Source organism: Halostella salina, assembly GCF_003675855.1.
Lineage (GTDB): Archaea > Halobacteriota > Halobacteria > Halobacteriales > Natronoarchaeaceae > Halostella > Halostella salina.
Window position 1 is genome coordinate 459,882 of the sequence record NZ_RCIH01000001.1, and the last position, 13,282, is coordinate 473,163.

The 13,282-nt window shown below is 67.3% G+C and carries 13 protein-coding genes; 8 read left to right on the plus strand and 5 right to left on the minus strand.

Translation table 11 applies throughout. The features are described 5' to 3' along the window. Positions 1 to 101 precede the first annotated feature (101 nt). Positions 102 to 737 carry a deoxyribose-phosphate aldolase gene (deoC, locus tag D8896_RS02420; RefSeq protein WP_121820473.1) on the plus strand — a complete coding sequence of 212 codons (636 nt, stop codon included), beginning with the start codon at positions 102 to 104 and terminating at the stop codon, positions 735 to 737. 9 nt (positions 738 to 746) lie between these two features. Here the strand turns inward: deoC and D8896_RS02425 are convergent, their stop codons facing one another. Beyond that, positions 747 to 2,702 (minus strand): PGF-CTERM sorting domain-containing protein, encoded by a 1,956-nt coding sequence (locus D8896_RS02425; protein WP_121820474.1) that lies wholly within the window; start codon positions 2,700 to 2,702, stop codon positions 747 to 749. A gap of 166 nt (positions 2,703 to 2,868) precedes the next feature. Between D8896_RS02425 and D8896_RS02430 the strand changes: the two genes are divergently transcribed. Then, positions 2,869 to 4,119, plus strand: coding sequence for a tRNA (N(6)-L-threonylcarbamoyladenosine(37)-C(2))-methylthiotransferase (locus D8896_RS02430; protein ID WP_121820475.1), 1,251 nt, complete (start codon positions 2,869 to 2,871; stop codon positions 4,117 to 4,119). A 3-nt stretch (positions 4,120 to 4,122) separates the two neighbouring features. Beyond that, a complete protein-coding gene (locus tag D8896_RS02435; RefSeq protein ID WP_121820476.1) occupies positions 4,123 to 4,491 on the plus strand; it encodes a hypothetical protein in 369 nt (122 codons plus the stop codon). Positions 4,492 to 4,538: 47 nt separating this feature from the next. On the opposite strand, the gene D8896_RS02440 is transcribed toward D8896_RS02435, so the two are convergent. Continuing rightward, positions 4,539 to 5,465 (minus strand): cation diffusion facilitator family transporter, encoded by a 927-nt coding sequence (locus D8896_RS02440; RefSeq protein WP_121820477.1) that lies wholly within the window; start codon positions 5,463 to 5,465, stop codon positions 4,539 to 4,541. A 53-nt stretch (positions 5,466 to 5,518) separates the two neighbouring features. Next, positions 5,519 to 6,061 carry an HIT family protein gene (locus D8896_RS02445; protein ID WP_121820478.1) on the minus strand — a complete coding sequence of 181 codons (543 nt, stop codon included), beginning with the start codon at positions 6,059 to 6,061 and terminating at the stop codon, positions 5,519 to 5,521. 310 nt (positions 6,062 to 6,371) lie between these two features. Between D8896_RS02445 and D8896_RS02450 the strand changes: the two genes are divergently transcribed. Then, the gene (locus tag D8896_RS02450) at positions 6,372 to 6,572 is read left to right on the plus strand and encodes a DUF7835 family putative zinc beta-ribbon protein (RefSeq protein ID WP_121820479.1); all 201 of its coding nucleotides are present in this window, start codon (positions 6,372 to 6,374) and stop codon (positions 6,570 to 6,572) included. Here D8896_RS02450 and map read toward each other — a convergent pair. Continuing rightward, complete coding sequence (map, locus tag D8896_RS02455; protein ID WP_121820480.1) at positions 6,569 to 7,465, minus strand: type II methionyl aminopeptidase; 897 nt, start codon at positions 7,463 to 7,465, stop codon at positions 6,569 to 6,571. The genes D8896_RS02450 and map overlap by 4 nt on opposite strands. A gap of 383 nt (positions 7,466 to 7,848) precedes the next feature. On the opposite strand from map, the gene D8896_RS02460 reads away from it, so the two are divergent. Both D8896_RS02460 and D8896_RS02465 read left to right on the plus strand, forming a co-directional pair. Then, positions 7,849 to 9,597 carry a midas domain-containing protein gene (locus D8896_RS02460; protein ID WP_162991397.1) on the plus strand — a complete coding sequence of 583 codons (1,749 nt, stop codon included), beginning with the start codon at positions 7,849 to 7,851 and terminating at the stop codon, positions 9,595 to 9,597. A 93-nt stretch (positions 9,598 to 9,690) separates the two neighbouring features. Beyond that, on the plus strand, positions 9,691 to 10,056 hold the full coding sequence (locus D8896_RS02465) for a hypothetical protein (protein WP_121820482.1): 366 nt from the start codon (positions 9,691 to 9,693) through the stop codon (positions 10,054 to 10,056). Positions 10,057 to 10,067: 11 nt separating this feature from the next. On the opposite strand, the gene D8896_RS02470 is transcribed toward D8896_RS02465, so the two are convergent. Further along, positions 10,068 to 11,006: an isoaspartyl peptidase/L-asparaginase gene (locus D8896_RS02470; RefSeq protein WP_121820688.1), complete on the minus strand. Its 939-nt coding sequence runs from the start codon at positions 11,004 to 11,006 to the stop codon at positions 10,068 to 10,070. A gap of 85 nt (positions 11,007 to 11,091) precedes the next feature. Here D8896_RS02470 and D8896_RS02475 point away from each other — a divergent pair, with 85 nt between their 5' ends. Together D8896_RS02475 and icd are read left to right on the plus strand one after the other, a co-directional pair. After that, the gene (locus D8896_RS02475; protein ID WP_121820689.1) at positions 11,092 to 11,784 is read left to right on the plus strand and encodes a hypothetical protein; all 693 of its coding nucleotides are present in this window, start codon (positions 11,092 to 11,094) and stop codon (positions 11,782 to 11,784) included. Positions 11,785 to 11,906: 122 nt separating this feature from the next. Then, on the plus strand, positions 11,907 to 13,184 hold the full coding sequence (gene icd, locus D8896_RS02480) for an isocitrate dehydrogenase (NADP(+)) (RefSeq protein ID WP_121820483.1): 1,278 nt from the start codon (positions 11,907 to 11,909) through the stop codon (positions 13,182 to 13,184). Positions 13,185 to 13,282: the final 98 nt, after the last annotated feature.

Below are 13,282 nucleotides of genomic sequence, written 5' to 3' on the forward strand. Positions count from 1 at the left end.
GCAACGATGAAAATCTTCCGATAGACGAGTTGAATACAACACGACAGGAACGGTCACGGCCCTGTCACGGGACTTATTATCCGAGCGCGAAAGGGCCGGGTATGGACCGCCAGACGCTCGCGGAACGCATCGACCACACTGTTCTGGGTCCCGAAACGACGCCCGCCGACGTACGGCGCGTGCTCGACGAGGCCGCGGAGTACGGGATGAACGCCTGTATCCCGCCCTGCTACGTCGCCGAGGCGGCCGAGTACGCTCCCGACGTGACCCTCGCCACGGTCGTCGGCTTCCCCCACGGCCAGCACGCCCCCGGCGTCAAGGCCGCGGAGGCGGAAACCGTCTGGGACGAGGGTGCCGACGAGGTCGACGTGGTGCTGAACGTCGGCCGCCTGCGGGCGGGCGAGGACGACGCCGTCCGCGAGGAACTGGCGGCCGTCGTCGCCGCCGTCCCCATCCCCGTGAAGGTGATCGTCGAGGCGACGCTGCTGGACGAATCCGAACTCCGGCGGGCGTGCGAGGCGGCCGTCGACGCCGACGCCGACTTCGTGAAGACCTCAACCGGCTTCGCCGACGGCGGCGCGCGGGTCGCGGACGTCGAGGTCATGAGCGAGTACCTCCCGGTGAAAGCCAGCGGCGGCGTCGGGAACTACGAACGGGCGAAAGCGATGTTCGACGCCGGGGCCGAGCGCATCGGCGCGTCGAGCGGCGTCGCGATCGTCGAAAGCTTCGAGAAGTAGTCGGGGTCGTTACGCGGCGCGACGCCGGGCGACAAGCGCCACCGCGGCGAGCGCGACCAGCGCGACGACCGGGCCGAAGCCGGGCAGCGAGGAGGACGACTCGTCGCCGTCGTCGCCGTCCTCACCGCCGTCGTCGGTCTGGATGCCGAGGTAGTTACGCGCCTCCTCGGTGTCCATCTCGGGGAAGCTCTTCTCGTCGGGGCTCCAGTCGTCCGGCATGTTGACCTCGGTGTCGTCGCCGACCATCGAGAGTTCGCGCACGTCGGACTCGCTGGCGTCGGAGCCGACCGCGCCGGGCATCCGGACGTACGTGACGGTCTCGTCGCCCTCGTACTGCCCCACGGCGCTGGCGATGGCGACGTCGTCGCCGTACTGCTCGGCCATCACGTCGCGGAACGCGGAGACGTTCTCGAAGCTCGCGCCCGCTTCGAACGTGACCTCGCCGTCACCGACGCTTGCGTCCATCCGGGCCGTCTCGAACTCCGACTGCTGGAACGAGCGGAGGAACGACCGCGCCTGCTCGTTGGGTCCGGTCGACGACTCGGTGTTCTGGAGCGCGCTGTCGATGGCGTTGTCGATCAGGCCCTCCTGGCTGAACGTCGCCGAGCCGCTGGCGACCAGCTCGCCGTTTTGGGTCTCGGCGTGGGCCTCGAAGGTGGTGTCACCGCTCCACTCGACGCCCCGCTCTTCGAGTTCGCTCACGTACGCCGCCCAGTTCTCGGTCGAACTGTCCATGCTGAACTGCATCGTCACCGTCTCCGGGTCGGGGATGTCGACTTCGCCCTCCCAGGTGACCGTCTGTTCGAGTTCGGCGGCCTGCTGGGCCTCCAGCCGGCTGCGGGCCGTGTCGATGTCCATCCCTTCGGTGTCCATCTCGGAGGCTTCGAGGATGTCGAGCGTCGCGGTGGCGGCCTCGTCGTAGTTGTCGATCCGGACGTTCCAGTTCGCGGTCGCGCCGTCGGCCTGCACGTCGACCGAGCCGGACAGCTCGGTCAGCTCGACGGACTGGATGCGGTCGGCGAGGTCGCTGGCTTCGCTCTCGGAGAGGTCCAGCTCCCGGGACTCCGAAAGCGAGGTCGCGAGCTGCTGGGAGACGGCCTCGTCGACGCCGGTGAACTCGACGGTGTACTCGATGTCGAGGCGGTTCTCGGCCTCGTCGTACGAGTACGCCTCGACGTTCACGTCGGCGTTCCCGTCGAGCTGGTAGGCGACGGCGTTGAACTGCGCTTCGAGGGTGCGCGTCGCGTTCTCACGGGTGTTCCAGGACGCCTCGCTGTACGTCCCGACGGTGTACTCCTGTGCCGCGGTGAGGGTGTAGCCGTCGTCAGTCTCGGACAGCGTGAACGCCTGGCTCATCCGGGTACTGCTCGGGATCGCCTGGTCGCTGTCGGGGGTCACCGACACGGTGCCCTGCGTCCTGAACATCGATGCCGTCGAGGTCATCGACCCTTCAGTCGAGACGCTTCCGGTCGTCGTCGTCGCGCCAGTCGTGGAGTCGTCGACGAGCGTGGCATCGAGCGTCATCGACCCGGTGGACTCCTCGCGGGTCTGGGTCGCCGACGCGTCGAACGTCAGTTCCTCGACCGACTCCGGCTGGGCCATCGAGAACGCGCCGGAGGCGTTCATCGACTCCGGCCCGAGGACGAACGAGGCGTTGCCGGCGAAGTCGTTCTCCATCGACTCGTCGACCGTGTCGTTGATGAAGATGTGGAACAGTCCCTCGGAGAGGTCGGCCCCGAAGTGACCGTTCGCCGTCTCGCTGTCCGCCTCGTTCCGGTAGACGAGGACCGCGTCGCCGTCGCCGTCGACGTACACCTCGTCGGCGGGTTCGACGGAGTCGCCTTCCTGCGTACTGTTCAACGTGCCGTCGTCGGGGGCTGCGCCCATCGCCATCGCCCCGGCCGAACTCGTGACCAGGAGGAGGGCGAACGTGAGGGCGGCCCACGTCGTTCTATGTGGTCCCATAGATATCGGAGAATGTTTCTGCCGAATAATAATACCACCGACTAGCTTCACGCGCTGAAACAGTGCGCCCGGGCCGAACCGGGTTACTTCGCCCCGCTCCCTCGCCCCACGCCGCTCCCCGATCCGTCGTGCTTTTGCCCGCGCGGCCGCAACGACGGACACGCGAATGGCCCGCTACCACATCGAGACGTACGGCTGCACGTCGAACCGCGGCGAGAGCCGCGAGATAGAGCGGAAGCTCCGGGACGCGGGCCACAAACCGGTCGACGGCGTCGAGGCGGCCGACGTCGCCATCATGAACACCTGCACGGTCGTCGAAAAGACGGAGCGCAACATGCTCCGCCGGGCCCGCGAACTGGAGGACGAGGCCGCGGACCTCATCGTCACGGGCTGCATGGCGCTGGCCCAGGGCGAGGAGTTCGAGCAGGCCGGCATCGACGCCCGGGTCCTCCACTGGGACGACGTGCCGACCGCGGTGCGCAACGGCGAGTGTCCCACCCCGGAGAGCGGGACCGAGCCGGTGCTGGACGGCGTCGTCGGCATCCTCCCCATCGCGCGGGGCTGTATGAGCGACTGCTCGTACTGCATCACCAAGCAGGCGACCGGCAAGATAGACTCGCCGCCGGTCGAGGCAAACGTCGAGAAGGCCCGCGCGCTGGTCCACGCCGGCGCGAAAGAGATCCGGATCACCGGGCAGGACACCGGCGTGTACGGCTGGGACGACGGCGAGCGCAAGCTCCACGTCCTGCTGGACCGGATCTGCGACATCGAGGGCGACTTCCGGGTCCGCGTCGGCATGGCGAACCCGAAGGGGATCCACGGCATCCGCGAGGAGCTCGCGGCCGTGTTCGCCGACAACGAGAAGCTGTACAACTTCATCCACGCGCCCGTCCAGAGCGGGTCGAACGACGTGCTCGGCGACATGCGCCGCCAGCACCAGGTGTCGGAGTTCGTCGAGGTCGTCGAGACGTTCGATCGCTACCTCGACCACTGGACGCTGTCGACTGACTTCATCGTCGGCTTCCCCTCCGAGACCGAGCACGACCACGAGCAGAGCATGGCCCTGTTCCGCGAGGTCCGCCCGGAGAAGGTCAACGTCACCCGCTTCTCGAAGCGCCCCGGCACCGACGCCGCCGACATGAAGGGACTGGGCGGGCAGACAAAGAAGGACCGCTCGAAGGCGATGTCCGAACTCAAGCGCGAGGTCGTCGCCGAGGCGTACGACGAACTCGTCGGCACGACCCGCGAGGTGCTCGTCGCCGAGGAGGGGACCGGCGACTCCGTGAAGTGCCGCGACGGCGCGTACCGGCAGATCATCGTGCAGAACGCCTCCGACTACGACTTCGCGGTTGGGGAGTTCATCGAGGTCGAGGTGACGGGCCACAACACCGTGTACGCGCTGGCGGAGCCGATGTGAGGGATGCGCCTCTCCCGTCGGCACGTTCTGGGGACGCTGGTCGCGGCCGCCGGTGCCGGCTGTTCGTCGCCGAATACCGGTGCCCTCGACCTCGATCTCATCAACAACACCTCGACCACCCACCGCGTCGATATCACCTTCGAGGATGACGACGAAACGGCGTTCGCGGAGACGTACACCGTGGACCCGGCTGCTTCGATCGTCGAAAACGAGATACTGACCGGACGGGTGTACGCAGTGACCGTTACACTGGACACCGGCGAAACGGCACGACACCGGTATGTAGCGGACACGGACTGTACGGACCGCGGCGTAACGGTGACGCTACTGGAGGATCCGACGATCGACATCGCACAGGAGGACTGCTCATAGGCACCCGCGCGACGGTCACGGCTACCCGGTGTTGACGGGTCCGCCGCTCACTCCCCGCCCCCGAACTCCCGGAGCAGTTCGTCGGCGACCTCGTCCTCCTTCCATTCGCCGAGTTCCTTCGGGTCGACGTGGACGTAGGCGTCGTCGACCTGTGGCAGTTCCCGGATCGACTCGATGACGGCCGTCTCGATGGCGTGGGCCTCGCGGAGGGTGCGGTCGCCCTCCACCTCGACGTGGAGACTCACGTCGATCTCCGGGCCGACGTAGTGGGCGATCACATCGTGGACACCCTCCACGTCCGGGTGGTCGAGCGCGCGTGCGACGATCTCAGCGCGGAGGTCCTCCGGCGGGGCCGCGCCGACGAGGTAGTTGACGTTGTCCCGGACGATCTCGACGCCGGTGTAGACGATGCCCACCGAGACGACGCCTGCGGCCAGGGGGTCGAGTACCGGCACCCCTGCGCCGGCTCCCACGACCCCGACCAGCGCGGCGGCCGCGGTGAGGATGTCGTTGCGGTTGTCCAGGGCGGCCGCCCGGACCGCCGGGGAGTTGTTCTCCTCGCCGACCCGCAGGCAGTAGCGGTAGAGGGCGTACTTTACGACCGCCGTCGCGACGAGAACCGTCACCGCGGCCCAGCCGTGGGTGACGGCGACGGTGCCGGCGAGAATATCCGTGACGGCGCTGTAGAACACGAACCCGCCGACGGCGAAGATCGCGAGCGCGATAAACAGCGAGACGAACGGTTCGATGCGCTCGTGGCCGTGTGGATGCTCGAAGTCCGGCGGGCGGGTCGTCAGGTACAGTCCAGCGAGGACGACGACGCTGTACCCGGAGTCGGCGAGGCTGTTGACGGCCTCGGAGCCGACGGCGAGGCTCCCTGTCCAGACCCACACGCCGCCCTTCGCGAGGGCGAGCGTCAGGTTGGCGAGCAGGACGACGATCCCGACCGCCCGGAGCGCCGCGCCGCGGTTCATCGCGTCGGGGTACGCCCGGCCCCCCTAAGGGCGTGTCGACTACGCCGCGGGGTTCAGCCGCCGTCGATCCGGACTGCTCCCGACTCCGATACGGTCGTGCCGTCCTGTGCCGCGAACGCGTCGTGCAGGCGGTCGTACGTGTCTTCCAGCGCCTCCACAATGACCTTCGTATCGCTCAGTACGGGCATGAAGTTGGTGTCGCCCTCCCAGCGCGGCACGACGTGGGTGTGGAGATGGTCGTCGACCGACCCGCCCGCGCCGTCGCCGAGGTTCAGGCCGGCGTTGAAGCCGTCCGCGCCGAGCGCCTCGTCGAGCGCGTCGAACGTCCGCTGTTTCAGGCGGGCGTGGTCGAGCAGCACTTCGTCCGGCAGGTCGCCGTACTCCCCGGTGTGGCGGTCGGGGATCACCATCGCGTGGCCCGGGTTGTACGGGTAGTTGTTGAGCAGGACGAACGCGTGGTCGCTCCGGGCGACCACCAGATTCCCCTCGTCGTCACCGAGTTCCGGGAGTTCGCAGAACACGCAGTCGTCTATCTCGGGGTTTTTCCCCTTGCGTTCGACCCACTCGATCCGCCACGGCGCGAACACCTGGTCCATGGGGGACCGGTGCGGACGCCGGACAGTTATACTGTCGGTCGGCCCCGGATATATTAGCGCATTTATATGACAGTGGCCCCTCACTTCGACCGGCGTTCGAATCGGATTCCGGCCGGTCTCAAGGGGTGCTATACGGTTACAGGATCCGATTGTAGACCGGCATCAAACGTCTCTAAGCTCTCTATAACGCTAAAAACACGATCTAAGCACCGATACGTGTCGAGTTCTAGTCCCTGCGTCGCGATCGCGTCGAAACGGTCAGAACGAAGAAGGGTTTTTATATCTCCCACCGACTGTAGAACGTGTATTGATGGCCACGACTGACGACTCCTTCGACGGGATCACCGAGCCGTGTAGTTCGTGTGGGACGGATACGCTACACGAGGTGTCCGTTCAGATACGGACCGAGAGCCTCAAGGACGAGAACGCGCAGTTCTCACGCGAACCGTACCGCGTCGCGGAGTGTCAGCGCTGTGGCGAGCGGTCCAGCCAGCGGATGAACAACGCCTAACGCGTCGTGACCTCACACCCGTCGGGGGTGACGATCAGCGTGTGCTCCTTCTGACTTACCAACGCGCCGTCGTCTTCCTTCAGTACGGGGTAGCCGTGGACGATGTCGTTTGCCTTCAGCCGACGTAGCGCCATCTTCGCCCGCGAGGTGTCCAGCCACCGCGTGGCGAAGGGGAGCGTCCGGAACTCCTCGGTGATCTGCTCCAGAGCCTGACGCGCCTGCCGGTTTCGGATCGACCCCTCGCGCTCCAGGGCGAATATCTCCTCGTCGGCTCCCTCGTTGACCTTCCCCGACCCGTCGGTGGCGAACGGCTCGATCGCGACCACGTCCCCGACCTCCAGGGTGGTTCCCTGTGACACCGCCCGGTTCGGGATGTTCGGCGCGGTGTGTTGCTCCCAGTGGCCCAGCCCGTGGCCGGTGAGGTTGACGACCGGGTTGAACCCGTACCCGTCGATCACGTCCTCGATCGCGGCCCCGACCTCGCCGGTCTCGACCCCGGGTTCGACAACGTCGAGTGCGGCGTCGAGCGCCTCCTCGCTCGCCTCGGCTAACTCGTCGTGGCCCGACAGGTCGACGGTAATCGCGGTGTCGGCGAGCCAGCCGTCGACGTGGACGCCGATATCGAGGTTCACCATCTCCTCGCCGAACGTCTCCTCGTCGTCGATGGACGGCGTGGCGTGGGCCGCCTCCTCGTCGATGCTGATGTTGACGGGGAAGGCGGGTTCGCCGCCGAGTTCCCGGATGCGGTTCTCGGCGTACTCCGCGACGTCGAGGTGGGACGCGCCGACCTCGACGCGTTCGGCCGCCTCGGCGCGAACCTGCGCCAGTATTTCGCCGGCCTCCCGGTGTTTCTCGTACTGCTCGGCGTCCAGGTCCACGTCGGTCTCTGCCATGTCCGTCCGTAGGCCGGACCGGCAAAAAGAGGTTGCGTCTCACCGGCCACCGTGTGCTTGCCCGGCCGCGTGCGAGCGCTTCGACGCCCGAACGGAGGGTGTTCACCGCGTCGGCCGGTGGCGACGACGGGCTGGCTATGTGTCTCACGATACCAATGATCGAGGAACGTCCGCCACGTCCGTTGCGCCCGCCCTGCGGTACGTCGCCAGTTAGGACAGCCCTGCAGGCGGGGGGTTCCGCGGTTACAAAGCACCGTCTACCGGCGACCTCCGCGAACGGTATACTGGGTCAAACGCGGTTAAGACGCGTCGGAGAACGGGAACGGAGCGGAACGGCTCCGCTCGTTTATGCAGGGTGTCATCCTACGCTCCGAGGCCACAGCATGAACAAGCAAGCTACGCTGGCTGTCTTTCTCACAGCCATGATGTTGCTCTCCGTCGTCCCGGCGGGAGCGATAGCGACAGGGACGCAAACGACCGACGAGACGGTATCGACCGACGGGGTCGTGCTCCAGAACGTGACCGTCGAGGAGCTGGAGGTCGGCAACGTAACCATCGAGAACGCAACCATCGAGGAACTGCACGTCGACCAGCTGCGCACGAACGACCGCGCGTTCACGAACACGACGTTCGAGAACGTCACGTTCGAGCAGCTGACGCTGGAGGACGTCACCCTCGAAGACGTGACCGGCGAGCAGGAGACGCTCCGGGAGCTGTTCGGCGACGACATCCAGACGACCGAGGTGTCGGACGCCACGACGAACGAGACGAACGAAACGGACAACGAGACGGACGATGACGAGATGACGGAGGACACGCTGAACGTCTCGGACGAGAACGCCACTGACGACGACAACGTGACGGTCGCCTTCGCCCAGGAGGAGAACGAGACGACCGGCAACGAGACTGGGATGCAGGAGGACAACGAAACGGCCGACAACGAAACTGTCGGTGACGACGCCGACACCAACGAGACCGACGGCGCGATGAACGAGACGGATGACGACGCCGCCGATGGTCTGAACGAGACCGACGGGACGGACGACACGGCCCAGACCGACGACGGCGCGGGACTCGTGGTTCAGGACATGACGATCGAGCGGCTCACGGTCGAGACGCTCGTCGTCGAGGAGCTGTCGATCCAGAACGACGAGGTCGGTATCTTCGGGCAGGCCGAGGACGACGACACCGACGAGATGGACGAGACGGACGGAACGAACGAGACGGACGGCAACGAGACGGACACGACAGCAGACAACGAGACCGACACCGCAACCGACAACGCAACTGACACCACCACGGACAACGAGACCGACACTGCGACCGGAACCCAGGAGGACGGCCGGGTGATCGGCGAACTGGTCATCGAGGAACTGTCCGTCGAGAACATGACCGTCGAGTCGATGACGGTCGAGTCGGTTTCCGCGCCGGGCCTCGACACCGGCGACGACGCGACGAACGAGACGGACGACGAGACGCTGGCTGACGGTGGAGCGGACGACAACGAGACGACCGACGGACTGAACGAAACCGACGACAACGAAACCACGGACGAGCTGAACGAGACGGGTGACAACGAGACGACCGACGGCCTGAACGAAACCGACGACAACGCGACCGTCGGTGACGACAACACGACCGTCGGTGACGACAACGAGACGGCGAACGACACCACCGCCGGCTGGAACGTCGCTCAGGAGGAAAACGAGACGACGACCAACGAGACCGGCACGCAGGAGGACAACGAGACGACGACTAACGAAACCACGACCGACAACGAGACGGTCGGCGACGACACCGACGCCAACGAGACCGACGACGCGATGAACGAGACGGACGAGACGACGAACGAGACTGACGGGATGGAGACCGACGGCACGCAGGAAGCCGACGTACAGCAGATCACGGTCGGCAACATGACCGTCGGAAACGCGACGGTGTCGCAGGCCTCCGCCGGGGATGTCGAACTCTCGTTATCGGACGACTTCGACAGCCTGGCGATCGTGGGGGTCGACCTGCCGACCGGGGTGATGATCGGCGACAGCTACAACGTCACTGTCACCGTGTTGAACCCGACGGACGAACGGATCTCCGAGTTCCTGCAGTACCGCATCGGCGGGAGCAACTACTAGGCGGAACGTGCGGGCGTTCCGGCCGGTGAGACGGCGAACGTCACCTTCGAGACCGACGAGGCCGAGTTCCCCGAAGGGGAGTACTCGCAGTCGGTGAACACCAGCAAACATTCGGTGTTCGGTACGATCAGTTTCGTGGCCGAGGAGGACGAGGAGCAGCCACTCGCGGACGACGGTGACGACATGGACGGAGCCGACGACGACACCGACACCGCTGACAACGAGACCACCGACGGGCTGAACGAAACCGACGACACGACGACGGACGACACTGCCGACAACGAAACCGTCGGCAACGACACGACGGCGGGCAACGAGACGACCGCCGGGAACGACACCGCGGGCAACGAGACGGTCGGCGACGACACGGCGACCGGCGACGACACCACCGCGGGCAACGAGACGGCCGACGACGGGAACGCCACGGAGACCGAAACCGAGGCTGTCGTCGTCGCGTAACGCCCGCCGGACTATTCTTTCGCGGTCGCGGTCTGCATCGCGTCGCTGTTGAACGCCGAGCCGACGCTCCCGTCGCGGCCAAGCACGATGACGCCGGCGTCGGAGCCGGTGATCTCGCCGAACGTCTCGATGGCGGCGTCGGCGGCGGCCGCGGCGTCGTCGCCGCGTTCGAGGCGGCGGACGGCCCGCCGGGCGAGCGTCACGCGGGCGATGTCCTCGCCGGCACCGGTCGCGCTGGCTCCGCCGGCGGGGGCGCAGTAGAAGCCGCTGCCGACCTGTGGCACGTCGCCGACGCGCCCGGCCAGCGCGAGCCACCGGCCGCCCGTCGAGGTCGCCGCTGCGAGGCGGTCGCCGGCGCGTGCGACCGCGCCGACGGTGTCGTGATCCGACGGATCACGGCTCGACGGACCCCGTCCGTCGGCGTCGTGGTCGGTTCCGTCGCCGCCGGCGTCCCGACCGTCGGCGTCCGTCGACCCGAACCGGTCGCGAAGCCAGCCGAGGTGCTCGGCCGGCCCGCCTTCCGGCGGGTCCACCTCGGCCCAGCGGTCGCGGGTGCGCTCAGTCCAGAGGTCACAGTCGGTTTCGACGCCGTAGTCGGCGGCGAGGTCGACCCCCTGCTGACCGCTGACGAGCACGTGGGGCGTCTCCTCCAGCACCACTCTGGCGGCCGAGACGGCGTGTTCGACGCCGGGGAGCGACGCGACCGCGCCGACCGCTCGGTCGTCGGTCATCAGTCCGGCGTCGGTCCTGATCGCGCCGTCGGACTGGACCGCGCCGCCGACGCCGGCGTTGAACCGCGGGTTCGACTCCAGGACCCTGACCGCCGCCGTCACCGCGTCCAGTGGCGATCCGGCCCCGACGCCGGTCGCGGCCGCCTCGTCGAGCACCGCCTGTCGCGCCTCGGGGTCGTCGGGCGACGCGCCAGCGCCGCCGTGGACGATGACCTGCATGGGTGCCGACGCGGCGGCGACCACCTTAGTTCCCCCCGTCGCCGTCCCCGAAACGCTCTTGCCGTCGCCCTGCGACGCCCCGGCCATGCCAATGTACGCCCGCGAGTCCCCCACGGGGCTACAGGTGATAGACGAGTGGGCGGACGGCGTCGGCTGGCTCGCCCATCCCGAGGAGGACGGCCGCCGGGCGAGCCACGCCGTCCGCGGCGACGGCGGCGTCTGGGTGTTCGACCCGCTCGACGCGCCCGGGCTCGACGACCTGCTGGCGTCGCTGGGCGACGTGGCCGGCGTCGTCGTCTGTTCGGACTACCACGCCCGGGACGCCGACGCCGTGGCGACCCGCCACGACGTTCCGGTCCACGTCCCGCGCTTTCTGGACCGCGTCGCCGAGCGCGTCTCGGCACCGGTTGAGTCGGTCGGCTCCGTCGCCGGCTTCGAGTTGACCCACGTCCGGCCGCTGTACGCCTGGAACGAGGCAGTCGCCTACCGCGACCGCGACGGAACGCTGTACGTCCCGGACTACTGCTCCTCGCATTCGAAGTTCACCGTCGGAGACGAGCGACTCGGCTTCCCCACGCTCTCCCGACTCTCGCCGCCGACCGACGTGTTTGCCGGACTGGACCCTGACCGCATCCTGTTCGGCCACGGCGAAGGCGTCTTCGAGAACGCGGCCACCGCCCTCGACGACGCCCTCTCGGGCGGGCGACGGCGTGTCCCCCGTGCGCTGGTCACGAACCTCCCCGGGGAACTCCGAGCGATGCTCGGCGCGCTCCGGTAGTCGCTGGGTTGTGCGACCACCGAAACCCGCTTAACGCCCGCTAATCGACCTCTACGGACGCCTGAATCCCGAACGGGAAATGGCAGCCCTTTTGTCCCAGTCGGCGTTCCGTAGTAACGACCATGAGCTACGACGAGATCGAAGTTCCGGACTCGGGACAGCAGATCGAGGTCGTCGACGAGGAGAACGACGAGATTTCCGTCCCCGAGGACCCGATCATCCCGATCATCCACGGCGACGGCATCGGCAAGGACGTCGGTCCTGCCGCCCAGAAGGTGCTTCAGGCCGCCGCCGAGGCAACCGGCCGCGAGATCAACTGGATGCGCGTCTACGCCGGCGAGAGCGCCCGCGAGCGCTACGACGAGGACGTGCACCTGCCCGACGAGACCGTCGAGGCGATCGAGGAACACCGCGTCGCGATCAAGGGCCCGCTGACGACGCCCGTCGGCGCGGGCTTCCGGTCGCTCAACGTCGCGCTGCGACAGACGCTCGACCTCTTCGCCAACGTCCGACCGACGTACTACCTCGACGGCGTCCCCTCCCCGATGAAAGCGCCCGAGGAGATGGACATGGTGACGTTCCGGGAGAACACCGAGGACGTGTACGCCGGCATCGAGTGGGAGCAGGGCACCGACGAGGTCGAGCAGGTCCGGAACTTCGTCGAGGACGAGATGGGCTTCGACGAGACCATCCACGACGGTCCGGTCGGCATCGGCATCAAGCCGATCACCGAGAAGGGCAGCAAGCGCCTCGTCCGCCGCGCCATCGACTACGCCCTCGAACACGACCGCGAGAAGGTCACGCTGGTCCACAAGGGGAACATCATGAAGTTCACCGAGGGGCAGTTCTCCGAGTGGGGCATGGAGGTCGCCGACGAGGAGTACCCTGACGACGAGGTCTTTGCCGCGCCCGACTCGCTGTGGGAGGAGCAGGACGACATCGACATCCCGGAGGACGCCGTCATGGTCGAGGAGCGCCTCGCCGACGCGATGCTCCAGTGGATGCAGCTCCGCACCGACGAGTTCGACGTGCTCGCCATGCCGAACCTCAACGGCGACTACCTCTCGGACGCCGCCGGCGCGCAGATCGGCGGTCTCGGCATCGCGCCGGGCGGCAACTTCGGCAAGGCCCGCATGCTCGCCGAGCCGGTCCACGGCTCCGCGCCCAAGCGCGCCGGCCAGAACAAGGCCAACCCGAGCGCGCTCATCCTCTCGGGCCGCCTGATGTTCGACTATCTCGGCTGGGACGACGCCGCGGACCTCGTGCGCGACGCCGTCGAGGAGACCATCTCCTCGGGCAAGGTCACTTACGACCTCGAACGCCAGATCGAGGGCGGCGAGAAGCTCGGCACCACGGAGTACGCCGAGGCGATCGTCGACAACATCGAAAAGCTGTCATAGACAGCTTTTCGTGCGCCCGGAAATCTACGATTTCCGGGAATATCGAGAAACTCTCCTGACGTAACCCGGACTCTCAGTCCCTTTTTCACGGACGACGC

Coding starts and splice junctions, on each gene's coding strand:
- deoC (WP_121820473.1), top strand. CDS start 102: ATGGACCGCCAGACGCTCGCGGAACGCATCGACCACACTGTTCTGGGT.
- D8896_RS02425 (WP_121820474.1), bottom strand. CDS start 2,702: ATGGGACCACATAGAACGACGTGGGCCGCCCTCACGTTCGCCCTCCTC.
- D8896_RS02430 (WP_121820475.1), top strand. CDS start 2,869: ATGGCCCGCTACCACATCGAGACGTACGGCTGCACGTCGAACCGCGGC.
- D8896_RS02435 (WP_121820476.1), top strand. CDS start 4,123: ATGCGCCTCTCCCGTCGGCACGTTCTGGGGACGCTGGTCGCGGCCGCC.
- D8896_RS02440 (WP_121820477.1), bottom strand. CDS start 5,465: ATGAACCGCGGCGCGGCGCTCCGGGCGGTCGGGATCGTCGTCCTGCTC.
- D8896_RS02445 (WP_121820478.1), bottom strand. CDS start 6,061: ATGGACCAGGTGTTCGCGCCGTGGCGGATCGAGTGGGTCGAACGCAAG.
- D8896_RS02450 (WP_121820479.1), top strand. CDS start 6,372: ATGGCCACGACTGACGACTCCTTCGACGGGATCACCGAGCCGTGTAGT.
- map (WP_121820480.1), bottom strand. CDS start 7,465: ATGGCAGAGACCGACGTGGACCTGGACGCCGAGCAGTACGAGAAACAC.
- D8896_RS02460 (WP_162991397.1), top strand. CDS start 7,849: ATGAACAAGCAAGCTACGCTGGCTGTCTTTCTCACAGCCATGATGTTG.
- D8896_RS02470 (WP_121820688.1), bottom strand. CDS start 11,006: ATGCAGGTCATCGTCCACGGCGGCGCTGGCGCGTCGCCCGACGACCCC.
- D8896_RS02475 (WP_121820689.1), top strand. CDS start 11,092: ATGCCAATGTACGCCCGCGAGTCCCCCACGGGGCTACAGGTGATAGAC.
- icd (WP_121820483.1), top strand. CDS start 11,907: ATGAGCTACGACGAGATCGAAGTTCCGGACTCGGGACAGCAGATCGAG.